The following is a 25,166-nucleotide window of genomic DNA, read 5'->3' as shown; positions in this document are numbered from 1 at the left end:
GGGGCCAGGCAGGTAGCGCCTGGCCCCGGACCCGGTTTCTCAGCTGCGCCGACTCCACTGCTGGTTCGCCCCGCCGTTGCACGACCAAAGAATGATCTTCGTGCCGTTGGCGGTGGCGGCACCATTGGCATCGACACACAGCCCCGACTGAACGTTCGTGATGGTGCCATCAGCGTTGATGTTCCACTGCTGATTGAGACCACCATGGCAGTCCCAGATGATGACCGTGGTGCCGTTGGTCGTACCCGCACCGTTGGCGTCCAGGCACTTGTTGCCGTACCCGGTCAGCTGCTTGCTGGCGGTGTAGGTCCACCGCTGATGCGTGCTGCCGGCACAGTCCCAGAGCTGCACCTGGGTGCCGTTGGCGGTGGTGCCGCCCGGGACCTCGATGCAACGGCCGGACTGGCCGCCCACGAGTTGTACGCCCTGCCCACCGCCGGTGCCCTGCTGCCGGACGAGCGACCTGGACTCGGCCGATCGATTGCCCTGGGCGTCGACGACGTAGAGCCGGTACTCCCCCGACGAGGTCGGCACGGCTATGGAGGTGGCGTTGCCCGCCGCCCTGGTCATCGTCGGGCCGGCGGTGAAGGTGGTGGTACCGGCCGGCGCCAACCAGATCGTCCTGGTCGGGTCACCGGTGCTCCGGATCGGGATCGAGGACGTCCCGCTGGCGACGAACGTGCTGGCCGGTAGGGCGTAGTCCGCCAGCGGCAGGTTGCGCGGCCCGGTGATGTCCCGGTACGGCTCCTCAAGCCCGGAGTTCACGGCGATGCCATAGGCCGGTGCCGGCCAGACATAGTCGGCGGAGACAAGGATGTCGTGAATCGTGCTGTTCGGCAGATTCTTGTTGGAGACCTTGTTGATCGGTCCGTACGTCTGCGTGATGTTCAGATCGTGCTTGCGGCCGAAGTCGTCGGAATTGATCATCCAGGTGATGTTCTTGTCCACGCTCAGCACGTTGTCGCGGAAGGTCAGGTACGCCGAGCCCTCGTCCGGGTGCAGCCCGTACTTGTGGCCGGCCGGCACGCCCTGGAGGTAGTTGTTGGTGACCGTGGTGCCCGGCTGGCTGCCCAGCGTGTAGATGGGGGCCGTGTCGCTGAGGCGCTGCACGGTGTCGATGATGTGGTTGTAGCTGATGTTGTTGTTCTTCGCCGTCGTGGTCGGCCGGTTGGGCACGATCGACCCGGCGGACCCGTCGAAGTTCCACCACCCCCAACCGAGCGTGATGCCCGCCCACGGCGCCTTCTCGATGCGGTTGTGCTGCACGGTGAGGGAATCGACGAAGTAGGCCGCGACCGCGCCGTGCCCGTTGAACAACACCGCGCTGTCGTGGATGTAGTTGTTCTTGATCTGGATGTTCTTCGGTAGCCCCTCGACCTGCGGCGGATATTTCTCGCGATTGCTCGACGTGTGGTCCCCGAGGTAGACGTGCTGCGGGTGGCCCACGGAGATGGCGGAGCCGGCGACGTCGTTTGTGTAGTTGCCGATCAACTGGGTGTCCGTCACGTCGTTGACCAGGTTGATTCCGTCGGCACCGGTGTGCTGGATCCGGTTGCGTTGCAGCAGGATCCCGTCGGCGTTTTGCAGGTGGATGATGCCGGGCGTGACGTCGACGTTGCGGTAGTAGTAGACGTGGAAGTTACCCTTCGCGTACGCCTGTGCCCCCAGATTGCCCTGTTGCGCCTGCTTGTAGACCGAGCCGGCCACGTTGAACAGGTTCCAGTCCGAGTGCTGCACGGTCAGGCCGGAAAAGGTGATGTTGCGAGCGTGGCTGCTCGTCGAGGTGCCGGCGACCCGCAGCACGGTGGATACGTTGTTCGGCGCGAAGACCGTCGCGGTCGACATGTTCTCGGCGCTGGATTTGTAGTAGTACACGGTCCGGCTGGACTTGTCGAAGTAGAACTCCCCCGGCGCGTCCAGGAACTCGTAGGCGTTCATGACCTTGTGGCTGCCGTTGATCTGGGCGTTGCCGTTGAACGCGCCCTGCGCGATAGCGGCACCCGGTTGCTGGAACGTCGCGACCCGGCTCGCGCCGTCCGCACTCGTGGTCACCTGGCGGACACCCACGATGGCCGTGGTCCAGGTCGTCGCCGTCTCGATCTCGATGTCTTCCTGGTTCCGGGCGATGGCCGGGAAGTCGGTCAGGCTGTATCGCGCGCCAGCGCACTGCGAGCCGGACTCCCAGGCCCAGTCGGCCTGTCCGGCGGTGATGTTGTACGTCCCCTGGCAGCCCCCGGAGTTGATCGTCTTGGCTGCCAGGTAGGCGCGCTGGCCATTGACGTAGAGCGCCCGCAGCTTGGTGGCCCGGTCCAGCGGCGCCTTCCAGATGTTGCCGCTGTGCTGGGTCCAGCCGGTCACCTGCACGCCGCCCTCAAGCACCGGCGTCTCGTTGGGGTACGCGGCGTAGCTGACCCGGTAGCCGTTGGTGCCGGAGTCGCTCGGCCCGAACTCGATCGTGCTGTTCACCGGGTAGCTTCCGCCGCGCAGGTAGACGTAGATGTCGCCGGTCATGTTGGCGTTTATCGTGCGGACCGCGTCCCTCGCGCGCTGCACGGTCCTGAATGGTGCGCTGATCGTGCCCGGGTTGGTGTCGCTGCCGCCCGGGGCGACATAGTAGGTCGCCTGGGTCGCGGCCGAAGCCGGCGTCTGTGCTGCCACCACGGCCGGCACTACGGCGGAGACGAGCACCGCCGCCGCCAGCAACGAACTTCTTCCGGCATGGACGAAGGATCTCATTACCGCCCCTTCCGCAGGGCTGTCTCGGGCAGCGAAGAACCCGCACGCTCGGCGTGCGTTCAGCACCGGAGCAGCGGAACTTCTGATGTCTGGCGATCGACTTCCGCCGCCACATGGCGGACTTTCATCCACATCGATCAAAGTCTGTCTGTAGCGTAGGCGTCGAGCAGATCGAAAGCAACAAAGAACAGACGTCTGTCGTCTTACCAATGTGGCCGCGACCGAGCGACCGTCGCCCGGGCCATCCTGCGCACCGCGCGTGGCCGGATCAGACGTACTCCACCTGCCACTTCTGGTTGTCCCCGCCCCAACAGGCCCAGAGCTGGACCTTCGAGGTGGCGGTGTGCACGTCCAGGCAGAGGCCGGACTGGACGCTGCGGATCAGGCCGTCGCCGCCGATCGTCCACCGTTGGTTGTCGCCGCCGTTGCACGCGTACGTGCCGACGACGGTGCCGTTCGCCGTCCCCCGGTGGTATGCGTCCAGGCACCGCTGGCCAGCCAGCGCCGTGAGCTGTCCACCGGCCGTCACCGTCCACCGCTGGGCGGCGGTGTTGTTGCAGGCGTACACCTGGACCTGGATGTTCGCGGTGGTCGCGCCGGGGATGTCCAGACACTGCCCGGTGCCGACGTTGCGGAGCCGACTCACCCGCTCCGGAACGCCGCCGTCGGTCAGACCCCAGGCGTACCGGAGGCGATCGAGGCCGCTGGCGTTGGGGGTGCTCAGGGTGAGGTTGGTGCCGGTGCCGTGCAGTTTCTGCATGGCGTACCAGTCGTCGCCCTGGCCGGCGGTCACCTTGCCGCCCAGGCCCGGCCAGTAGATCGAGCCGATTCGCAGTTCGCGCAGCACGTCGGTGGTGGCACGGAAGTAGCGCACGAAGTTGTCGGTGCTGCTGGCGTCGTGGTAGTTGAGCCCGGTGTCCATCGGCGCGCCGAACTCGTCCATGACGGTACGCCCGGCACAGGAGCCGATCGCGTCCCGCAGGAACGCCACCCACTGGTCGTAGTTCTTCGCACCGCTGAAGAAGGTGTAGTGGTGCAGCGACACGATCGTCCCGTCGAGCCGGCGGTCGGCACACATCGACTTGATGTCGGTGTTCAGCCCGGCACCGCTGACGAAGACCCGGTCACGTGGGATCGACGGACGACTGTCGAGCCAGTTGCTCACCACGTTGGCCCAGTCCGCGGCGGTGTGCCCGCCGGGCTCGTTCATCGGCTCGAAGTACACCAGCGGGTTGCTGCCGTACCGGGCGACCACGGTGTTCCACATGGTGTTGAAGGCGCCCGGGTTGACGATCCGGCCACCGCTGGCGGCCACGCCGTCGTCCCAGTAGGAGAGGACGACCTTGAGGCCCTTCGCCGTGGCGGCGTCGATCGCCCCGGTGTACGAGTTCCACCAGTTCGTACCGACGGTGTAGGTGTTGATCGGGAGCCGGACCGTGTTGGCGCCCAGGTTGTGCTGGAAGCCGGTGTAGATCGCGTTGGCCTTGGCCTGGACCGTCGCATAGCTGTCGGAGCTGCTCAGCCCGTGCAGGACCAGCGGGCCGGCATGGAAGTTGTCACCCAGCCGGGCCCAGTTGACGCCACGGAACGCAGTGGTGTCCGCAGCGGCCGGCGCGGCACCGGAGAACACGGCGGCCGGCACCGCACCGAGAACAGCCAGGGCGCAGGTGAGTGCCCGGGTGAGGTAGCGACTCGATCGGGATCGGGTCATTGTCGTTTCCCTTCGGTGCAGTGCCGACTGTCGTGCTCGTTCGTCAGCTCAGGCTCGTGACCAGCGTTGGTTGGCGCCGCCGTGGCAGCTCCACACGATCACCGCGCTGCCGTTGGCGGTGGCGGCGCCGTTGACGTCCAGGCACAGCCCGGTCTGCGCGTTGCTGATCGTGGCGTTGCTGTTGAAGACCCACTGCTGGTTCGCCGCGCCGTTGCAGTCCCAGATCTGCACCCGCGTGCCGGCAGCGGCGTTGCTCGGCACGTCCAGGCACTTGCCCATCACCTGCAACGCCCGCCCGTTCTGGGTGAACTGCTGGTTGGCGTTACTGTGGCAATCCCAGATGATCATTTGCGATCCGTTGGCCGAGTTTGCCCCGTTGACGTCCAGGCAGCGACCGGATGCCTCGTTGCGCAGCCGGTTGCCGGTCGGGTTCGTGGGCGGGGTCGAGCCGCCGTTGAGCGCGTCGAGGACCGCCGTGTACGCGGGCTTCTTGTTGCCCGCGCAGTCGAACAGCAGGGCGTTGTCGCCGCCGCGCCAGGAGTCGCAGTCCCGTACGCCCCACACGGTGATGCCGGTGCAGCGCGAGATCGCCAGGCAGGCCCGGGTGACGGCGCCGTACATGTTGGCCTGGTTGCCGCCCTGGGTGATGTCCAGTTCGGTGATCTCCACGTCCACGCCCAGGTCGGCGAAGCGCTGGAGGTTGGCCTGGTAGTCACCGGGGAGCGTGGTGCCCAGGTGGGACTGGAAGCCGACGCAGTCGATCGGCACGCCCCGGGACTTGAAGTCCCGGACCATGTTGTAGACGCCCGTCGACTTCGCGTTGATCCCGTCGGTGTTGTAGTCGTTGTAGCAGAGCTTCGCGCCGGGGTCGGCCGCGCGGGCGGCCCGGAAGGCGGCTTCGATCCAGTCGTTGCCGGTGCGTTGCAGGTTCGAGTCACGCCGGCCGCCGCTGCCGCCGTCGGCGAACGCCTCGTTGACCACGTCCCAGGAGTAGATCTGCCCCCGGAAATGGCTGGCCACCTGGGTGACGTGGTTGATCGCGGCGTTGCGCAGGTCACCGCCGGACAGGCCCTGCGCCCAGCCGGGCTGCTGGGCGTGCCACAACAGGGTGTGCCCCCGCACCTTCATGCCCCGGGACCGGGCGTGGTTGACGATGCGGTCACCGGCGCTGTAGTTGAACACGCCCCGCTGCGGCTCGGTCGCGTCCCATTTCATCTCGTTCTCGGCGACCAGGCTGTTGAACTCGCGGTTGAGCACCGTCATGTAGGTGTTGTCGTTGAACTTGTACGTCCCGACCGCGGCGCCGAAGTAGCGACCCTTCTCGGCAGCCGAGGTGCCCAACGTGGTGCCGGCACTGGCGGCACCGGCGGGCACCAGCACCATGCCGGTCGCCAGCAGCCCGGCCGCCAACACAGCCAGGGTCGCCCTGGCCCGCCACCGCCGTCGCGCAGAACCATGCGCAGGTACGAGATCTTTCATGTGCGTCAGCACCTCCCGGAGTCGAGCCTCGTGCCACCTGTGAGCGCTAACATCCCCGGCCGGCCAACCGCTCATCGAGCAGGCGATACAGGGAGAGAGAACGCTACACGTCAATGAATCCGAGATTGCCACATTGTTACGGGAGACTCAAGAAGTCCTGCCCAGCGACGTAAAGATATCTACACTCATCAAGGTCTGAACTCGGGCCTCCCGGGCTTCAGTCCTGGTTGGATATATACGGACATCGATGTACGGTGAGGAGGCTCCCGGATTGCGTCCCCACTCCACCTGCTCGAGGAGCTGAAAACATGTCACGGCTTCATCGCCCGGCCTCCGTGCTGGCCGGGCTGCTCGCTCTGGTCCTGGCTGCGCTGCTGCTGCCACCGGTGTCGGTGGCCGACTCCGCCGCGGCCGGCACCCCCCGCACCAGGGCGGTGCCACTCACCGAACTGACCGTGGTCTCCGAACAGGTGGCCTTCGGTCTCCAGCGCCCGATCGCGCTCACCGGGCTACCGGACGGCCGGATGCTGATCGCCGAGAAGAACGGCACCGTCCGCGCCTACCACCCCGCCACCGGCCTGGCGGCCCAGCCGGTGCTCGACCTGACCGCCCGGGTCGACACGTCGGGCAACGAGCGTGGGCTGCTCGGCATCACGCCCGCGCCGAACTTCGCCCGGACCAAAATCCTCTACGTGGCCTACACCAGCCTGCCGGCCGGCGCGCTGACCCTGGCGCGAGTGCCCCTCGGCGCCCCTGACCGGCTACAGGTGCTGCTCACCCAGGAGCACGCCGAGTACAACAACCACAACGGCGGACAGGTGGCGTTCGGCCGCGACGGCTACCTCTACTGGTCCCTCGGCGACGGCGGCCACGCGAACGACCCGTACAAGGCCGGTCAGGACCTCGGCACTCTGCTCGGCAAGATCGTGCGGATCGACGTCAACCGCAGCTGCGGCGCGAAGCCCTACTGCGTACCCGCCGACAACCCGTTCGTCCGCAAGCCCGGCGCGCGGCCGGAGATCTGGCTCTACGGGCTGCGCAACCCGTGGCGGTTCTCCGTCGACCCGGTCGACGGCTCGCTCTGGATCGGCGACGTCGGTCAGGGTCTGGTCGAGGAGATCAACCACATCCGCCCGTGGCAGGGTGGGGCGAACCTCGGCTGGTCCTGCCGGGAGGGCACCCCGGTGTTCGACCCGGACCAGTGCCGACCGGGCGTCAAGTACACCGACCCGGTCTTCGAGTACGAGCACTACATGACGGAAAGCTGCTCGGTGACCGGCGGCGTGGTGTACCGAGGGCGCGAAACCCCGGAGGCCTGGGGAACCTACGTCGCGAGCGACTACTGCTCGACCCTCGCATTCGCCGTACGCCCCAAACCCACGGGCGGCTACGAAACCGCCACGATCGGCAACTTCCCCATCCAGCCGACCGCTATCGACACCGACGTGCACGGCGAGCTGTACGCGCTCAGTGACCTCCCCGGCTGGCTCAGCCGGGTCCGGTTCGAGCGGGTCCAGCCGGCCGCTGGCGGCGCGACCACGAACCGCTGAACCCGTTGCTCAACAGGGCGGGCCGGCACCGAGCGCGTCGAGCACCTCCCGATCGACCTCGGTGACCCCGCCGTGGGTCCGGCACACCTGTTCGTGCCAACTCCGGGGATCGGTGCTGACGCGCCCCCACCCGGCGTTGTCGTAGGAGACGAGCAGCTCTCCCCCGTTCGGGGAGAGCTGCTCGGCCGTACCCGCCACGGGCAGGACGACCTGTGCCGTGGCCTCGCCACGTAGCTTGTCCCACCACGTGGCCGGCTCGGTGCGCTGTATCACGAGGCCCGCCGCAGTGGACAGCGCGATGCGGCCCGGTACCGCCAACCAGTGCGGGTGGGTCCCGTTCACCTCGAAGCGCTGAGTGTCCCGGCCGCCGTCGGTGCTTTGCAGGAGCAGCGGGCCATCGCTGTAGGTGATCGCCAGGCGGTTTCCGTCCGGGTGCAGGGCCAGGCCGTACACCGACCGCCCCCGATCATCCGCCAGTGGCTGCCATCCCCCCGTGCGGTGACCGGTGACCAGGTCCCACGTCTCGATGGAGTTGTCTGGTCCGGTCAGGGCGAACAACACCGGCCGCGTCGGGTGGGGCACCGCGTGTACGTAGCTGTCGGCAACTCGCAACGGTGCGCCCCGTTGCGCGCCGGTGCGGGCGTCCCACACCGAGGTCGTTCCATTGCAGGTGACCACAAGCGTCGCCGCCGAATAGCCCCAGCTCAGCAAGGGTTGGTGACCGCGCAGAGCAGTGCTGGCGGTGCAGTGCGGCGAGGCGATCGTCGCCAACCGCCGCAACGTTCGGGTCTCCCACAGCGCGAGCGAGCCAGGTGCCGTCCCCGGGGTGGCCACCAGGGAGCCGTCACCGTTGAAGGCGATCGAGTTGTGCAGCTGCCACGTGCTGGTCCAGCCCGGCGTAACCCGCTCGGTGCTCACTGCCCGTCGCTTACCGGTACCTCGGTCCCAGGAACTCAGGACCCCGTTGCGCCCCTGCACCACCATGAAGGTGTCCGTTGGGTCGTACGCCGCAGCCTCGGCGGAGGCCAGCGCGAAGTCGACAGAGTCGGCCGCGGGAAACTCCAGCACCGCGATCCCTCCGTCACTGTCCACGGTCAACACGCCACTGCCGTCCGGGGCGGCCAGCAGCCGTAGTAGCGGATCGGTGCCGCCAGAGAAGCTGGTGGGTGCCGGGAACGAGGCGATGTGCCGACGGTCGCGGTGATCCCACAGCTCGACCGCCTCGTCCAGCAGGTGCAGGCGCGTCCCGCCCGCTTCGAACCGTCCGTTCTCGAGCAGGGCGGTGAAGCCCTGGGCCAGGTCCACCGCGGCGTAGGCGCAGTAACTCGGATCCGCCGATCTCGGCACGTCGGCGAGCAGTGGCCGCTCGCGGCCGGTCTCCAGGTTCAGCAGCAGATAGTCCACCCGCTGGACCGCGTCACCGAGCGCCTTGCGCGGACGACACAGCACGAGCTCAGCGCCGTTCGGAAGGGAGCCGACGACCTGGGTGTCAGCCGCCATCGGGGTCACCGGCCCTTGGGACGGTCGGAACAGCCCGTAGCGGACGCTGTCCTTGTCGTCGTACGTGACGACGCCGAGGCGGCCGTCCGGACCGAGACGCAGCGACGCACCGTGCCGCGACTGTGGCTGCACCGGCAGGCGGGACCGCTCGCCCCGGTCGGCACCGGTGGCAGTGTCGATCACTCCGGCCAGGTCGCCCACGATGTAACCCAGGCTGGTGCCGGTGTGGTCGAGTGCGAGCCGAACCGGTCGGTCGGTGAAGAGGTCCGCCACCGGGCGGGCCAGCGTACGCCGGGCCACCGGTCTTGCGTCGGTCGCGTCCCACAGGGTCAGGACGCTGTCGGTGAGCGTCGCGACGGTGCGTCCGTCGCCGCTGATGGCCGCGGCCTTGGCCGCCGTGGGCAGCACGACCGCCTGCGGTGGGTGGCCGGCGGTCAGGGTGTCCAGCCGCCACACCTCGACTCCGCCCCGGCCACCGTCATACACCAGCTGAGCCTCCTGGTTGGCGCTGGTGGTGATCATCTCGTGCCCGGACCGCCAGCTTCGGGCCGGCGGTGACACCGACCGTACGTGCCGATAGCTGCGGTAGGCGCCGGCCAGAGCTGCCCGGGTCCTGGGGGTATCTGCCGAGGTGAACGCAGCAGCCGCCACCAGCGCACCGGTCCGCCCGCCCTGGGCGAACGACATGTCCAGCAGCCCATGGGCTGCCCCGGCCGCAGCCTGCTGCTTACTCGTCCGGTCCCGCAGCCACCACAAACCGGTGGAGGTGACGACGCCGGACAGCAACACCAAGACGACCGTGAGAGCGGCGGCCAGCACCATCCGGGCGGCACGCCGTTGGCGGACGCTCGCGGTCACGAACTCCCGCTCCGGCCCGCTCAGCTCGCCGTGACTGCCGTTCATCAGCGCCTCGGCCCGGCGCAGCTCGGTGCCTTCCAGCAATGCGGATCGGTCGTCGGCGTCACCAGCCCAGGCGAGGACCCGGTGGCGCACCTCGCTGCGCCACCGGAGCAACTCGTGCGACTCGGCAAGCCACCCGGCCAGACGCGGCCACTGGGCCATCAGGGCGTCGTGGGTGAATTCCACCGTCTCGTTGCCGTCCACCGCGACGCGCAGCACAAGCATCCGGGTGGTGGCCAGCACCTGGGCCAGCTCCCACTGGGTCGCGTCGAGTTCGTCACGGTGCGCGATGCGGCGGGCGTGCCCACCGTCCTCAAGCGGCAGGGCCAGGTGCAGCGCGAGCCGCCGCGCCTGCTCGCGCTCCTGCGGACCCAGGTCACGGCGCCACACCTCGTCCAGGTGCTGGGCGATCGGGCCAGCGCCCTGCCGACTCTGCTGGTACGCCTCATGGGTGAGCAGTCCGTCGACGGTCTGCCGTTCCCACAGGTACGTCAGGGTGGCCTGGAGTACCGGAAGGCAGTACGGCTGGTCGCGCAGATCGGCGATGATCCGCTCGGCCAGTGCCGGCTCGTACCGCACCGTCCCGGCGGCGCGGACCGGCTCGGTCACCACCCGATGCAGTTCCTCGGTGTCCATCGGGGTCACGTCGATGACAGTGGTCGTCACCCGGGCGAGCCCAGCCACGGAGTTGTCGCCATCCGGGGCGGCGCCGGTCAGCTCGGCCAGCACATCGGTGCGGGAGGCGATGACCAGCCGGACGTCCGGCGGTCGCTGGGACGCACCGACCTCGGCCAGGCGTACCAGCATGGCGAGGAAGCGCCGGGCGGTGGCCGGGTCCGCCGCCGACACCTCCTCGAACTGGTCGATGATGAACACCAGGCAGCTGGACCGCAGGCGGTCGAGCACCCCCTGGACGTAATCCTCGGGCGGCGCGTCCCTGAGCAGTGCGGCGACTCGTGTCTCCGCTTCCAGCGCTTCCGCCGGCTCCCGCTCGGGGGCGACCAGCCGCTCCGTGGCCGACGCGAGCGCCAGCCACGGATCGCTGCGGGCCGCCGGGCGAACCACGACCGGAAGGTAGCCGTCCCGCCTGCGTAGCGCAGGCAGGATGCCCGCGTGCAGCAGCGACGTCTTACCGGCTCCGGACGCCCCCCGCACCAGGCAGACGCGACCGGCCACGATTGCCGCCACGGTCCGCTCGATCAAGCGTTCGCGGCCATGAAAGTTGCCGGCGTCGGACTCTTCGAACGGTGCCAGCATCCGGAACGGACAGGCGGCGCGGACCCGGTCGGCCAGCAGTGGCCACGCGGTGAGCACCGTGTCGGCGGGCAGCGCGAATCCTTCGACCGCTACCCCCCGATGTCGTCGTACCGCACGCACCAGACCCACCACCTGGCCACGGTGGCGGTCCCACAGCGGCGTACCGCTGAATCCGGGCTCCACCCGCGGCGCGTCTGCGGTGGCGTCGGGTGCCAGTTGCAGCCAGCCGTGCCGGACGACACCCCGAATCTCACCGACGACCCAGGTGCCGATGCCTACCGTGTCCCGCGCGGAGCTGCCGTAGGCCACGAATCCGTGCCCATTCACCCCGGCCGAGCGAGCCAACGGGGTGGGATGGGCGCCCTCGGGCAGGGTGCCGTACAGGCGCAGTCCCGCTACGTCGCCTGATTCGTCTTCGGCGATCGGCTGCCAGATTTCGACCCGAGCGGTGAGAATACGGTCCTCGACAAGGAGCGGGAACTCCAGGAGAACCGGGGCGTCAGGCACCGCCGCCGACGCCTCGGGAAACCGTTCCGGCAACCCCAGCGCTCGAGCTACGACATGGGCGCACGTCACCACCTCGCGCGGACCGACCAATAGACCGAGTCCTACGCCGTTCCGCTCCGCGTCGAGAATCCGGACGATCGACGCACGCAGCGGGTACGCGGAAACACCATCGAACATGGACACGCGATCTTGCCCGGATGAGGACCGACTCACTCGTCGTCGGCCGATTCTCCCGGCGTGACCCCACTACGTCGCCACTCGAAGAGAACCTTCAGCTGGCCCTCAACGCCGGTCTCCGCCAACACCAGCTTGCCATTTGCGGTCACCTTGACACCCAACTCGATGGCCACCCGCTCGGGCGGGTCCACCTGGTCCCACGCCTGCCGAGCAACCCCGGTGGCCATCATGCGGAATCGGGCAAAGGACTCTTCAAACGACTCGGTCACGCGACCCACGACGTCGCCTACTCGACCTGCTGAAACAACTCCTTCCACCTGCTCGGTAACCTCAGCGAGCACTACCGAACCGTCGGACAGGGGCACTTCAACATAGAACGCCACTTGATCAGATCCCTCCGATGACCACCGAGTGTCCGAAGCTAGCATTGTCGACGGACGCAAGAATCCGACAGGCCACGCTGGATCTTCCATGCAGCCGCTAGTGCCTCTACTTGGGAACGTTGATCGGGTAATCCGACGATCTCGCCGAGGCTGTCCGCCCGACCGGGCTGGAGCGGCTCGATGCCTGACTGGCCTGCGGGAGCGATGGTCGTCGGGACGCTGATTGCACGCTGAAATCAATATTTCAGGGTGAAATCACGCCAGCTCAGAATGTGCTTTCTGGCCGGGCAACCCCGGCGCGCAGCCGCCGGCATCATCCTTCGTCACAAGGCGAATCGGGTTATGGTGGTTCACCCGACATACAAGGATGTGTGGGAGATCCCCGGCGGGATGGTGGAACCGGACGAGTCCCCGGCGCACGCGTGTACCCGCGAGGTCCGGGAGGAACTGGGCCTGTCCGTGCCCGCAGGAGCGCTCCTGTGCGTTGACTGGGTGCCGGCGAGCCCGCCGTGGGACGGTGGGCTCGTGTTCGTCCTCGACGGCGGAGTGCTGACGACGGACCAGATCGCGACGATCCGCCTGTGCCCCGACGAGTTGGATCGGGTTGAGTTCGTCGAGCCGGAACGCCTCGACGAGGTGCTGATTCCTCGATTGGCTCGGCGGGTTGCCGCCGCGGTCGCCGCGATCGGGCGTGGCGGCGTCTACCCTGAGGACGGACTCACGACCTCAATCAGGTAGTCCGCGGTCTCGGCTTCGGTCAATCCGCGGCACTGACGACGATGTTCAGGGCCTCGACGGTCAGTCGGGTGAGGTCGGACAATTGATCTTCACCGAGAGCGACGCCGCGCAGGTTGTCCAGCGGTGTTCTGAAGTGGTGCAACCGGCTGCCCCGCAGATCGGCGCCGTCGAGGCGGCTGGATTCCAGCTCCAGGTCGCTAAAATCGCAGGAGCGCAGGGCAACGCCGGACAGGCGGCAGGACGACCAACTGCCGTGGCCGAGGGTGCAGTTGGTGAAGGCCACCGAACCGGCGGCGCTGACGCGATTCAGGGTGGCGTAGTCGAACCGGCAATTGTCGAACAGGACGTCTTTGAGGCGGACATCGATGAGCCGGCTGCCGGTGAACCGGGATCCCGTGAACGAGCACCGTTCGATGCTGATGCCGGTGAGGGTCGCGCCGGACAGGTCCGTCCCGACAATCTCACATCCGTAGAGAGCCCCCACTTCCCAGCTGACCTCACCTAGGTCCGCGCCGGTGATCCGGCAACCTCGGATGCTCTGGTCCGCAAGCTGCTCACCACGCCAGGAGACCCCATCGACAAGGCCGTCACGGACATCATCGCCGGACAGATCAGTGACCTGGTCGAGGTCCTCCGGGTCGAGGTCCGGCAGGAGAATAGTCACGTCGCCCACGGTCGTCGTACGCATGTCTCCTCAACCTGTTCGGGCGCGGGGTGGGAACGCCACCCCGCGTCGAATGAAGCGTCGGCCGGCGGGCTACTTCTTGTTCCAGTTGTCCCACGCGGGACGGCTGTCGAACTTCCCCTTGTTGTCCCAGGTGGGACGGTTGTCGAACTTCGCCGCGTCGATCGACGCTACCGCGCGGGATGGTTCGACGCCGAGCAGGGCGAGGCTCTCCGGCGGGGCGTCGAGAAGCGCGGTGAGGGCGTGGGTCATGACGATCCTCCTTGAGGGGTGAGGTGATCCGCAGCAGCACGGATCAAGGCTTGCCGAGTGTTGCGGCAGTAGGCGGTCTCCCGCGCAGCGTCCTGCTCAAGGTCGGCGATCGAGGCATGGCCCTTGTCGCAGCCGAACGCAGCACCCGAGCAGCTGCGGCCAGTGAGGAGCCGGTAGCCGCCGCCACGAGTGCTCGGATCATGACCCACGCCCTGATGAGCAACGGCCACGACAAACAGGCAGTGACCCTCGCCGGCAACGCAGCAGGCGTGCTCGACCGGAACACGCGCCTCGCGTCGACTGACGCGGTAGCCGTGTACGGCGCCCTCGTCCTCCGAGGTGCCGTCGCCGCCGCCCGCAGCGACGACCGTGATACCGCGCAAGCAATGCTCGATGAAGCGAGCCGCGCCGCCGCCCGACTCGGCTACGACGGCAACGACCGCTGGACCGGGTTCGGTGCCACCAACGTCCTGCTGCACCGGGTCAACGTCGCCCTGACCCTTGGCGATGCCGGCACGGCCATCGGCATCGCACGCACGGTACCGCTTAAGAAGGTGACGCTTGCTGAGCGCAAGGTTTCGCTTTACGTCGATGTCGCCCGCGCCTACACCCAGTGGGGGCGCTACGAACACGGCCTGACCGCGTTGCGCACCGCGTACGAGGTAGCACCCGAGGAGGTCCGCTGCCGCCCCGCCGTCCAACGCATCGCCACCGAACTCGCGCTCCTGGCCAAGGGTTCCGCCCGCACCGCCGTCGTCGACTTCACACGAGAGGCCGGGATCCGGCTATGACCGGCGGCCACCTGCAGATCGTCGTCTGCGCCGCCGGGCCCGCCGCCGACGTGACCCAACTGATCAGCGTCGCGCAGATGCATTCCTGGACGACCGCCGTCACCGCCACACCCAACGGCATCGACTTCGTCGACGCACCTGCAATCGAGGAGCTGACCGGCGCTGCGGTGCGATCCAGCTACCAGGCGTCCTCCGGCGTCCGCCGCTTGCTACCCACCGCCGACGCCCTGATCATCGCACCCGCGACGTACAACTCGATCAACAAGATCGCCCTCGGCCTCGCCGACAACTACGCCATGACCTCGGTCGCCGAACTGATCGGACGGCGGGTGCCGACCGTCATCGTCCCATTCGTCAACGCCGCCCTCGCCGACCGCCTACCCTTCCGCCGCGCCGTGGCCAGCCTCCGTGACGAAGGAGTACGCATCCTGCTCGGCCCCGAGGACCGCTGGGAGCCACACTCGCCTGGCAGCGGGAAAGACCGCCGGCGCACCTTCCCCTGGACGACCGCCTTCGAGACAGCAACCCGACTTGCCCATGCCGATCGGACGGCCACGTCTGACCACGGCTAATCGCAGCCAAGCCAGGAGCCGGACGGCCACCCCATCCCACGCTCCCCTACCGCGCACCCCAATCCGCGTCGATCATGGAGTTATGGTCACCCTTATGTCCGTCAAGAGGCGTTTTGCGACGACCGAAACTCCAAGATCGACGGCGGCCTGGGCATCGCACCGCGTCCCATCGACGCCGGGTCGGTCCAACGGCTTCCGAGCGCCCGGCGAGCGACCAGCCGCCACCGGCGTACGCGAAGAAGGCCCCGACCGGCACAGAGGTACCAGGTCAGGGCCTTGCTCGTTGGTGCGCCGCCAGGGACTCGAACCCCGAACCCGCGGATTAAGAGCCCCGTCGATACCGTGCTCATCGGTCCCGCACGGCGCTGGTAGTCCCACATCCCCTACCAGTCCATTGCCTGTGGGCCGCCGTGTACCACCGGATGCCCGTCTGTCCACGGCGCGCGAGCACCCAGCGAGCACCCGCATTCCGCGCCCCAGAGACCGTACGCCAGCTAAGCGGACCGGTGTTCGGCCGGACACGCTACTCAATGCGGTTGGCGAAGAGGTCCTTGTGCCTCGTTCGCGTCCGTCGTACGGTGCACGAGTCGGGACGTCGGTCCGTCCGCCTTCCCTTGCTTGCCGCTTCCTCTCGCGGAGCCCACATCGCGGCGTAAATGCCTAGGGCTGAAGACCCCGCTTGCGGCATCACCCAATCCGATTGCTGAAGAGGTTTCGCCTCTCCGGACGGACCTCTTGTCTCGCGCGTTCCCATACCTGTCGGGCCCCACGCTGCCGCACCTGCGGTCAGCGTCGCGCCCGTCGCCAGAGGAGTACCACCATGAATGCCGGATCCCATGCCGCACCGAAAGATCCCGTCGGCGCTTGGCTGGCCAAGACATTCCCGCACCAGCATGTCCTGCGCGCCGAAATTGCTGCGGACCTTCGCCGCTGTCCATTCCTGCAGGTCGACCCGCCGAACAAGTCGCTCTTCGGCCATGTCGTGGAACTCGCCATCGGCCTGTCCTTGTGTGATCAGAGCCCGTACCTTGGCCTGCTTCACTGCCTCGACCACGACCTCGCGAACCGGCTGCTCACCATCGCCGGCTACCGACCCACCGTCGACCTCGCCGCTCCCTACGACGCCTGGCGCCGCACCGACTCAGCGCTGCACCCGGCGCACATCTTCACCGCCGCCAGCCGACTCGCCCACGTTCATAGTCTGCTCAACGACCTCGGCCGCCATCGCTCCGACGCCGGGGATGTCGCACGTCTCGTCCTGAAACAGCACCCGCGCCTCCTTAACAGCCATCCTCACGAGACGTATCGCACGAGGCGCGGATTCCGTACCGTCTGGTCCAGCTACTCCAGCGGTTTCCACAGCGCTCTCCGCTCATTCGGGCCGGCGACCGCACAGTTGTCCCTGCTCGACGGACACCGGCACGCCGACTTCCTCCTCGGCACCACCGTGCTCGAACTGAAGAGCGGCCGGCTCGACGACGATCGCTACCTCGATGAGCTGATCGGTCAGATCATGACGTACTCGCTGCTCGCCCATCACGACGGCCACCGCGTCACCCACGTCGCCGTCTACGCCGCTCGATACCAACGGCTGCTGCGATACCGCATCGACGAGCTGGCCAACCGGCTCGCGGGCACGCCAATCGACCTCACCTCATCCGGAGCCCACCTTGCCACCCTCATAAGGGACTGGCCATACCGAAGGTCGGTCGCCTGACCCGAGGCAGGTGTCGGCCTACATCAACAGGCGGTTAGACGCACTGTCTAGCGCGGTTGGCGGAGATCAACGCTCCGGGCGATCTAGCCAAGTGCTGGCCGCTCCACCATAATCGTCACCATGTGCTTGCGAACAGCTACCTTGTGCGCCGGCCAATGGTAGGAGGTCGCGGGATCTCGAGGGGTCGGAGCCGAGTGAGTGGCGGTGCGACCTCGCAGACCGCTTCACGTCTACTGCTGGCGATGGACAAGCTCGGCGAGCGCGTCCCTCCCGGCTGCTCGATCCCAGACGCTGTGGTCGTCGTGCAGTCGTTAAGCCTGTTGATAAAGATTGACTTCTGGATCAGGAATCCCGACTACCTTGCCGACGAACTCCTCACGGAGATTGAGCAACAGCGCCAGCCACCCGAGCTTCTGTCACGAGTCGCGACCATGATTGGCGGCAAGGTGCCAGCGTTGCATCGCTACCCGATGGCGAAGTATCTCTACGGCGCCTACGAACGGCCCGACAACGCGCTCGCGCTGCTGGCCTCTCTGAAGCTAATCCGCCATGTTCGAACGAGTGAAGCGGCCAGGGCTCGTCGTGACTACTACCTGCTGCAGAAGGGCCGCGACGCCGCACAGACCATGCGTGCCGAGGTGCCCGTTTTGGCCTGGTACGACGATCAGGCCGACGCCGTCGGTCTAATCCCGGAGACCAAGATGGGCAGCCTCACACGCAGACGGCAGTACGAACAACCTGAGTACGACCAGACACCATGGGGCGCGATCATCCCGGAGATCACAGATCGTGTTCGGGATCGTGCACTGCGGATCGCCGGGAGGTTTGATTACCCCATCGAAATTGAGCCTAGAGCCGTCGCTGCAGGGAATCCGTTATGACCGATCGACTTGATGCGTTCCTGCCGGATATTGAACCGTTCGAGGGAGCTGACGAGTGGGTCGCTGCCGTGGCTGGCCGTGCTCGATGTACTCCCGAGCAAACGCGTGCCGAGCTGGCGCGACAGCAGATCCGCCCTCCCGCCGGGTGGGGCCCTCAGCGGCATCTTCATCTCAACGCACTTTTGTTTGCAGGCGTGAAAACTCCCACCAATGGGCCGCGGACCCCCTACATTTTCGATGTCGCGTTCAGAGACAGCATCACGGCGTTCGGGACCCACAACGAGAACGACGCCGGCAAGTCCTCGGTAATCAAGACTTTGCGCTGGGCCTTGCGGGGTCGCTGCCAGCTTCAGCAGGATGTCCGCAAGTGGATGCGAGCGGTCGTGCTCGAGCTTCGCGTGGAGGAAGAAGACCTCGCGGTGGCGTTCGGAGTCAATAGCGGGGAGCCCTTCGGCGCGGTCATGCGGCTGCGTCAGCCGATCGACTTCGTCAAGTTACGTCGCTGCCTGAGCGAGCCGACCGATGCGCTACGCGATCCACCCGGGACGCAGGTCGACGGCCAGTCCAACAATGTTTTCGCCGCCCTCAACGCCTACCTGAGGGACAGTAACGCCGTGACAGTTGCCGAGTTCAGCTGCACGGAGGACTTCGAGCGCGTCATGGACGATGTGATGCTCGACCGCCTTGGGTTCCCGCACGTCGCAACCTGGCAAAGCCGCCCCAGGGAGCAACAGGCACATCAAGGAGACGGAACGCTCGGGATGCTAGGCTGGCCGACCTGGAGTTCGGCACTGAGCATCACCGAGCCAAGCGTTCCCGTGGTCCTAGGGGAGGAACGCCACGCTGTCGTTCGGCTGCTTCAGATGTACCTTGGCAGTCCTTGGGCAGTTACGGTCGCAGCAATCGCCGCTCGCAAGGGCCAGTTGAGCAGCCGCCTCGGAACGTTGCAGCGTCGCCACCAGGACCAGCAAACAGCTCATAGAGGTGACCTGACGGAATTGCGTCGTCGTCTGAACGAGATCGACGCTGCTTTGGCGGCCGCGCCGGCGCCAGACGATCTTTCCGATCTCGATCGACGGATGCGAGCTGCCGCCGATGCCGGCCATGCTGCTGAGGCCGCTGAATCCAACTTTCGGAACGTGTCGCTCCGATACGGCGAAATCAGCCGCCTACTTGATGAGGCGGAGTCCGATGTGGCGGCGCTGAAGGAAGCCAAGCTGACGCGTCGGTTCTGGCATGCGCTAAAGCCCAGCTGCTGCCCGCGCTGCGACACCAGTGTGGGGGAAAAGCAATGGGCGCGCGAACGGCAAGGTCAATGCTCGTTGTGCGCAAGCCCTCTCGACATCAGCGAACCACCACCTACGACCGAATCAGGGCAGGAGACGGATGCTTCCACCCTCGAGGCGTACTTGGCCGGCGACGAGCAAGCCGACATCGATTCGCTAGACGACCTCACAGCTGCGACGCTGCAGGTCCGCCAGCTCGAACGACACCTAGCCGTGGTTGACGCCGAACGGGACGCTGCCCGGCTACGCCGCGACGAGGCTCAGCAGAACTGGCAGGCAGCCCACGCACACGTAGCCGAGGACGGCGGGCGCCTATCGTGGACGCAGTGGCAGAAACTCGTCACCGAGCGGGCAGTAACCCAGGCGCGAATTGAGGAACGCGAGAACGTCCGACCCACCGTCCACCTGGAGCAGCAGATCGAGGCGATCGAACGCCAGCAGAAAATTGTTCTCGCCGCTGAGATCGAGGCCAAGGCACGACTGAAGTCAGATCAGGACGAACTACTCAGGCTTGTTAGTCAACAGGTTGCCACGCTCGGCCGGAGTCTCGGCGTCCGCAACCTTGAGGCCGTCATGCTCAGTGGCAACGGTCAAATGCCGGTGATCAAAGGCGGCGAACGGACGAACTTCGGCGACCTGGAGCCGGGCGAAAAGCTCCGCTTGAAGATATCGCTGATCGTCGCCCTGATGCGGGTCGGCGAGGAAGCCGGGGTGGCGCGTCACCCTGGTCTCATTGTGATCGACTCTCTTGGACGTGAAGAGCTCAACCCCAAGGACATGATCGGCATGCTCGCAGAACTGGTAAAACTCAGTCATGAGGTGCCATACCTGCAAGTGGTCTTGACGAGCGCATACGGTGACCGGCTCGTTGAAGGACTTGGCAAGGAACGAGTCATCCTGGCGGAAGCAGGGCAGCCACTCTGGTGAGAACGACCGTCATCACGCAGAATCGAGCGCAGCCCGATCAGGGACGAAGCGGGCGGAGGGAGGCGACGTGGGACATGCCATCGAGCAACTGCGTCAAGCCCTCGCCAGCCACGAAGAACCTAGCCTCACCACCATTGGTGGCCTTGCCGCCGTCGTAGCAGCTGCTGAGGAACTCCCGTCAGCACCAGAGCTACCGTTCGTCGCCTCCTTGCTGCTGGCTGAGTGGGAGCACATCTCAGAACGAACCGCCCTGGTCGACATGTTCGTCGCCTCTGTCAACGTGGCGCGTCCCGTCGAACTCGACGACCTACTCGACCTCGTCCTCAACGATGAAGCCGTCGTGCCCGAGGTAGCCGCACATCTCGAAGATCCACTCAGGAGACGCGCAGCTGGCCAAGACGCCGCCGCCGGCATCGCTCTGGAGGCATGGCTACGACTCAGCCTCGGACAATGGACCCGATCGCTCCCACTCCTAGGCCGACTCGACGCACACGCCACCGCCGCAGCTGACACGGCAGCCGATGACATCGATCCGACCTTCCTACACCGCTTAATTCGCTGCCTCGGTGCAGCAGGCGAACAGTGGCAGGATCACTCCGCCGACATGGCCGCGCTGCTGCGAGGGCTGCTCCACCACACGAACGTAGATGACAACGTCGCATTCGAACTCGCGATGCTCGAGCTACGCACAGGCCTGGAGAGCCCCACCCCCGAGGAATCACTCGTTGCACTCAGAGAGGCACGAGACCATCTGACGCTCACCGCTCAATACGAGGACCGAATTGACGCTGAAATTTTTGGCACGGCGATCGATGCGCTGATCGCGTTTGTTGGCGGCACTGTGCCCGTTCGGCAGGATGTTGATCGCCTGAAAGACCTCGTCGCCATTTTCCACCTGCAGTCTCTATCCGAATATCGGCACTGGCGACAGCCGCGGGCAGACACGGCAGTACAGTGGCTTGGGCTCGTTGACACCCTTGCCCACCTCGAGGATCTTGATCACAGCTGGTTTGCCCCTGCCGACATCATCGCTAGCGTGGCGGCAGCCTACAGAGCTCACCGCACCTTGACGCTGGTCCTGCCGCCCGATGTTATCCTCCGTAGCCACGGCTCCGACGTGTCTATAGAGAGCAACGCATTGTCAGCGCTGCTACAACCACGCCTAATCGAAGCCGTGAGGCAACGCGGGGACGGACCCGAACTGCTGGATCGCTGGCTTGTCACTGTCGGGCGTACCACAGCGGACCCGGACGATGTCGCGGCAATCAGCGAGATCCGTGAGCGCGTCAGAGCAGGAGGTGCCCCAGATCGCCCAAAAGACTCTAGCGTCGATGTATCGACGCTGACCGAGTTACTTGGACTTGCCGCCAGCGACGCCGCAGCTCTTGCCGCCGCCCTCGCGCCCCATCCTCACGTCGCGCGCATTCTCGACAGGTCCGCCGCTGCCAAGGTCAGCGCAAGCGCAGTCGACACGAACATCTACTTCCAGGAGGAGTTCGCTCGTATTTGCCAAGAGATTCACAGCGCGAGCGGCCTCACAGGCATACGCGCTATGCGCGTGGAGCAGGTCACCCGAGCCATATTGCTGTACATGCGATGGCGCGGCTCGGTGACAGCCGGCAGCGCCCTAGCGGCGACTTTCCAACGTCGATTCTCGAACGAGAGCGACGCTCCAAAGGAGACCGAGTTCGCCGATGACCTCCACCGCCACTTGGCGATGAACCTACCTGTGCTGCCCCTCAAAGAGGTATCACACATCGCCAACGGCCGTGTCGATTTGATCTGTCATTTCGGGGAGATATCGCTCGTCATCGAGTGCAAACGCGAGCTCAACGACGCCTCCATGCAACACCTGGCGACGCTATACGCCTTTCAACCTGCAGAATACAACTGGGCAGACTCTGGCGTGGCATTCCTTGTCGTGCTAGACCTCACGACGCAGACGCGTAGGGTGCAGCTCGGCGAAGCCACACGTGTCGTGACAGTACCTGCAGTAGAGCCAGACGGTAAGCCGGAGACCGTGATGGTGGCAAAGGTACAGGCAAACCTTCCTTCCCCTTCGCATCAATCTACTCCCGCAGCAGCCAGGGCTCGAGCCGCTGCCGGCGTCACACCAACAGAGGTCTCGCTGAGCTAGGCTGGAGGCTCGGCGGCCTTGTTTGTCGCGGCGGCGTGGATGGCGGTCGCGCGGGTCACGTCGCGTGAATTGGGTGTTGGCTGCGTCGTGCGAGTCCTGAGGATCTGTAGAACGAATGGATCTCTTTCACGCCCAACTCATTCAGATTACTGATACGGCGTAGGGCCAGCTGACAATGTTGTCGGCTGGGCCTACGCCGCCAATATGCCGTGCACCTGGAACTATGCCGACCTTGCGGTGCCACCGCGACGTGGGACGACGGCGGCGGTTGCTTCGGCGGCGGCGTGGGATAGCTCGGGAAGGACATCGCCGTAGAACTTGGCGGTGAAGTGTGGACTGGAGTGGCGGAGCCGGTTGGAGATGATCTTCATCTGGACACCGGCAGCGAGGCCCATGGTGGCGGCACCATGCCGGAGGTCGTGAAGCCTGATAGGCGGGAGACCGGCCTGGGCGGCCAGGTGGTGGAAATGGTCGGTGACGTCAGCAGGGTGAAGCCTGCTGCCGGTCGGGGTGGTGAACGCCAGCCCACTCTTGGCCCAGGCGACACCGGCGGCGAGGCGTTCGCGGTGTTGCCGCGTGCGGTGGGCGCGCAGCACCGCGACGGTCTCGGTGTCGAGAGCGACTGCGGCTTCGCTGTCGGTGGTTTTGGGGGTGTCGATGGCGGTGGCCCAGCCGTGTTGGACGAGTTGCCAACGGACGGTGAGGGTCCGGTTGTCGAGGTCGATGTCGTCCCAGTGCAGGCCGCAGGCTTCGCCTCGGCGTAGGCCGGTGAAGGTGATGAGGTGGTAGAGGGCGTAGAGGCGGTCGTTGGCGTCGTGGGTGTGGTCGAGGAATCTGCCGGTGTGTTCGGGGGTCCAGATCATGACGGGGCTGGGGGTTCTGCCGGTGTCGCGCCACGTCTTGATGCGTTGGTCGGTCCAGATGGTGGGCTTGGGTGGTCGGGCTGTCGGTAGTTCGACCATGAGGGCAGGGTTGCTGTCGATGTAGCGGTGGCGGCGCATCGCGTCGTTGAGGGCCTTGCGCAGGGTGGCGTGGATGACGTGCATCGTTCTGGGGCCGACGATTCGCTGGTTCTTGACCTGGTCGCGTTTGGCGGGGTCGCGGCTGGTGCGCAGGGTGGTGATGGTGGTGTTGCGTTCGTCGATGGCGTCGTACATGGCGTCGATGTGGCCGGGGCGGAGTCGGTCGATGCGCAGGTGGCCGAGGTGCGGGATCAGGTACAGCCGGATGTGGCCTTCGTAGGAGCGCAGCGTGCCTTTCTTGATGTTCTTGCGCCCGGCGAGCCAGTCGGTCAGGTACGCCTCCATCGTGGGCAGCTCGATCGGAGTGATGTCCAGGTGCAGCGCCCGCCGGACCTGATCCGGGGCGGGGATGGGTGCGCCGGTCTTGACGGCGGTTTCGATCAGGTCGCCGGTCTTGACGGTGGTGTGCGGGTCGGTGGGGTCGGGGACGGCCAGGGCGGCGCGGATGCGGTCCAGGATCGCGTCGGCGTCGGCCTGAGTCGGGTAGGGGCCGTGGCGCAGTGGGCGGCGGGTGCCGTCGGCTCGGGCGGGGATCTCGATTTGCCAGTGCCAGTGGCCGTGGGTGCGGGACCAGCCGCCGCCGGGCCGGCGCAGTTGGGGGCAGGAGCGTCCGAGTCGCCGGCCGGTGGTGGTGTCGCGGCAGCCGCAGCGTTTGAAGGTGGATCCCTTCACGGGTTGTCTCCTGGGTGCTCGGCGTGGTGCCGCCAGCGGTGGCGGTGGTAGTCCGCTGGTGGCGGGGTCGTTGCATCCACGCTCGCCGCGGGGGCGGAATCAAGTCGCCGGCCGTCGTCGGGGGTCGGGGTGATGTTGTCGAGGAGGAGGAGTCGGAGGAGTCCGGCGACGGGGACGATGATGCGGGTGCCGGCGCGGATCAGCGGTGTGGGGAAGGTGTCGGTGGCGGCGAGGCGGTATGCCTGGGATCGGCTGATGCCGAGGACGGCTGCGGCGGTGGGCAGGGTGGTGGCGGCGCCGAGCGCGCGGATCCGCTCGGCAGTCCACGACGTACCGGCAGGCGGGTGTGGGCTGGTCGTTTGGGTGTCGCTGGTTGGGGTGTTGGTGTTCATGGTGTCGGTTCTCCTGACTGCGGTTGACGCTGATGCGAGTCGAGTGCGGTGGTGGGCGTAGGAGCGCCGGGTACCGGGGTCATCGGTGGGGCGCTGTCACCGGCTTCCTGGTCATGAGACGGAGACGCCGCAGGCTGGTCGGCTTTGAGGATCTTCAGCAGGTGCGATGCTCTGGTGTTTGACACGGTGTGTCCGCTGGAGCGCAGCGCCGCAGCGAGTACGGCGCGGGTCAGCGGCTTGCCTTCGGCGGCACGCCGCTCTCGGACGCCCCTGGCGGCGGCGAGCAGTTCTTCGGTGCCGGCGGGGTGGGTGGACGGTCCACGTCGTGACGACCGATGCCGGTGGACCGGTCCACCCATACGGGAGCGGTCCGGTCCGTGGTGATCCTGATGGTTGCCGGTGTCGTGGACGGTCCGCGCGTTGGATGGTCGGTCCGGGTCCGGTGGGGTGGAACGGCCGTCACGGTCCCCGGCCGGCTCAGCCGGGGTGACGGTGGTGGACTGGTCCGGCGGCTCGGCGGTGGACGTCTCGGCGTCCGCTCGGACGGAGGTGGCGTTGGTGTAGCCGAGGGCGATTTTGACCATGACGAGGAAGCCGAGTGCGGGCACGGCTGCGGCGATCCAGCCGATTGGTGACGGTTCGGCTTCCACGACCTGCGCTGCGAGGGACAGCGTCACCGCGCAGGCCAGCACCGTTGCCGGGAACACCACTGACACGCCGGCTCGTTTGCGGCGGCGTAGTTCCAGGCCGGAGGCGACCGACATCAGTTCCAGCACGATCGCGTCCGCCCATGCCAGCCAACCTGGCTGGCCGTGCGCGGCGGCGACGTCGCGGACGTGGGTGAAGCTGGCCGCGCCAGCCGCCCCGCCGATAGCGAGCATGATCACGACCTGG

The 25,166-nt window shown here is 66.7% G+C and carries 17 protein-coding genes and 1 pseudogene; 8 read left to right on the top strand and 10 right to left on the bottom strand.

Features of this window, described 5'->3' with window-relative positions; translation table 11 throughout:
* Nucleotides 1–39: 39 nt before the first annotated feature.
* From QQG74_RS06475 to QQG74_RS06465, 3 genes are all read right to left on the bottom strand, one after another.
* The gene (locus QQG74_RS06475; protein WP_341719386.1) at nt 40–2,736 is read right to left on the bottom strand and encodes an RICIN domain-containing protein; all 2,697 of its coding nucleotides are present in this window, start codon (nt 2,734–2,736) and stop codon (nt 40–42) included.
* Nucleotides 2,737–3,004: 268 nt separating this feature from the next.
* Complete coding sequence (locus QQG74_RS06470; RefSeq protein WP_341719385.1) at nt 3,005–4,447, bottom strand: RICIN domain-containing protein; 1,443 nt, start codon at nt 4,445–4,447, stop codon at nt 3,005–3,007.
* 48 nt (nt 4,448–4,495) lie between these two features.
* The gene (locus tag QQG74_RS06465) at nt 4,496–5,926 is read right to left on the bottom strand and encodes an endo-1,4-beta-xylanase (RefSeq protein WP_341719384.1); all 1,431 of its coding nucleotides are present in this window, start codon (nt 5,924–5,926) and stop codon (nt 4,496–4,498) included.
* A 308-nt stretch (nt 5,927–6,234) separates the two neighbouring features.
* On the opposite strand from QQG74_RS06465, the gene QQG74_RS06460 reads away from it, so the two are divergent.
* A complete protein-coding gene (locus tag QQG74_RS06460; RefSeq protein ID WP_341719383.1) occupies nt 6,235–7,476 on the top strand; it encodes a PQQ-dependent sugar dehydrogenase in 1,242 nt (413 codons plus the stop codon).
* 9 nt (nt 7,477–7,485) lie between these two features.
* Here the strand turns inward: QQG74_RS06460 and QQG74_RS06455 are convergent, their stop codons facing one another.
* Both QQG74_RS06455 and QQG74_RS06450 read right to left on the bottom strand, forming a co-directional pair.
* Nucleotides 7,486–11,817 carry a trypsin-like peptidase domain-containing protein gene (locus QQG74_RS06455; RefSeq protein ID WP_341719382.1) on the bottom strand — a complete coding sequence of 1,444 codons (4,332 nt, stop codon included), beginning with the start codon at nt 11,815–11,817 and terminating at the stop codon, nt 7,486–7,488.
* A 32-nt stretch (nt 11,818–11,849) separates the two neighbouring features.
* On the bottom strand, nt 11,850–12,200 hold the full coding sequence (locus QQG74_RS06450; RefSeq protein WP_341719381.1) for a CU044_2847 family protein: 351 nt from the start codon (nt 12,198–12,200) through the stop codon (nt 11,850–11,852).
* A gap of 249 nt (nt 12,201–12,449) precedes the next feature.
* Here QQG74_RS06450 and QQG74_RS06445 point away from each other — a divergent pair, with 249 nt between their 5' ends.
* Nucleotides 12,450–12,938 carry an NUDIX hydrolase gene (locus QQG74_RS06445; RefSeq protein WP_341719380.1) on the top strand — a complete coding sequence of 163 codons (489 nt, stop codon included), beginning with the start codon at nt 12,450–12,452 and terminating at the stop codon, nt 12,936–12,938.
* 19 nt (nt 12,939–12,957) lie between these two features.
* On the opposite strand, the gene QQG74_RS06440 is transcribed toward QQG74_RS06445, so the two are convergent.
* Nucleotides 12,958–13,626 carry a pentapeptide repeat-containing protein gene (locus QQG74_RS06440; RefSeq protein WP_341719379.1) on the bottom strand — a complete coding sequence of 223 codons (669 nt, stop codon included), beginning with the start codon at nt 13,624–13,626 and terminating at the stop codon, nt 12,958–12,960.
* 69 nt (nt 13,627–13,695) lie between these two features.
* Nucleotides 13,696–13,875: a multiple cyclophane-containing RiPP AmcA gene (gene amcA / locus QQG74_RS06435; RefSeq protein ID WP_341719378.1), complete on the bottom strand. Its 180-nt coding sequence runs from the start codon at nt 13,873–13,875 to the stop codon at nt 13,696–13,698.
* A gap of 86 nt (nt 13,876–13,961) precedes the next feature.
* Here amcA and QQG74_RS06430 point away from each other — a divergent pair.
* The 6 genes and pseudogenes from QQG74_RS06430 to QQG74_RS06405 form a co-directional block, all read left to right on the top strand.
* Nucleotides 13,962–14,666, top strand: a pseudogene (locus QQG74_RS06430) (hypothetical protein); the annotation flags it as partial.
* Nucleotides 14,663–15,238: a flavoprotein gene (locus tag QQG74_RS06425; RefSeq protein ID WP_341719377.1), complete on the top strand. Its 576-nt coding sequence runs from the start codon at nt 14,663–14,665 to the stop codon at nt 15,236–15,238. The pseudogene QQG74_RS06430 and the gene QQG74_RS06425, both read left to right, overlap by 4 nt.
* A gap of 820 nt (nt 15,239–16,058) precedes the next feature.
* Nucleotides 16,059–16,955 carry a hypothetical protein gene (locus QQG74_RS06420; protein ID WP_341719376.1) on the top strand — a complete coding sequence of 299 codons (897 nt, stop codon included), beginning with the start codon at nt 16,059–16,061 and terminating at the stop codon, nt 16,953–16,955.
* 242 nt (nt 16,956–17,197) lie between these two features.
* On the top strand, nt 17,198–17,836 hold the full coding sequence (locus tag QQG74_RS06415; protein WP_341719375.1) for a hypothetical protein: 639 nt from the start codon (nt 17,198–17,200) through the stop codon (nt 17,834–17,836).
* The gene (locus tag QQG74_RS06410) at nt 17,833–20,049 is read left to right on the top strand and encodes a hypothetical protein (RefSeq protein ID WP_341719374.1); all 2,217 of its coding nucleotides are present in this window, start codon (nt 17,833–17,835) and stop codon (nt 20,047–20,049) included. The genes QQG74_RS06415 and QQG74_RS06410 overlap by 4 nt, the downstream gene beginning before the upstream one ends.
* 67 nt (nt 20,050–20,116) lie before the next feature.
* Nucleotides 20,117–22,186, top strand: coding sequence for a hypothetical protein (locus tag QQG74_RS06405; RefSeq protein ID WP_341719373.1), 2,070 nt, complete (start codon nt 20,117–20,119; stop codon nt 22,184–22,186).
* 221 nt (nt 22,187–22,407) lie between these two features.
* On the opposite strand, the gene QQG74_RS06400 is transcribed toward QQG74_RS06405, so the two are convergent.
* From QQG74_RS06400 to QQG74_RS06390, 3 genes are read right to left on the bottom strand one after another with little or no spacing between them, the layout of a single operon-like run.
* Entirely contained in the window at nt 22,408–23,880 is a 1,473-nt protein-coding gene (locus QQG74_RS06400) for a tyrosine-type recombinase/integrase (RefSeq protein WP_341719372.1), read from the bottom strand.
* Nucleotides 23,877–24,272 (bottom strand): hypothetical protein, encoded by a 396-nt coding sequence (locus QQG74_RS06395; RefSeq protein ID WP_341719371.1) that lies wholly within the window; start codon nt 24,270–24,272, stop codon nt 23,877–23,879. The genes QQG74_RS06400 and QQG74_RS06395 overlap by 4 nt, the downstream gene beginning before the upstream one ends.
* A complete protein-coding gene (locus QQG74_RS06390; protein WP_341719370.1) occupies nt 24,269–25,153 on the bottom strand; it encodes a DUF2637 domain-containing protein in 885 nt (294 codons plus the stop codon). Before QQG74_RS06390 ends, QQG74_RS06395 begins: the two co-directional genes overlap by 4 nt.
* Nucleotides 25,154–25,166: the final 13 nt, after the last annotated feature.

This window comes from Micromonospora sp. FIMYZ51, assembly GCF_038246755.1.
GTDB lineage: Bacteria > Actinomycetota > Actinomycetes > Mycobacteriales > Micromonosporaceae > Micromonospora.
The sequence above is the reverse complement of the archived record's forward strand: the minus strand, read 5'-3'. Positions and strand labels throughout refer to the sequence as shown.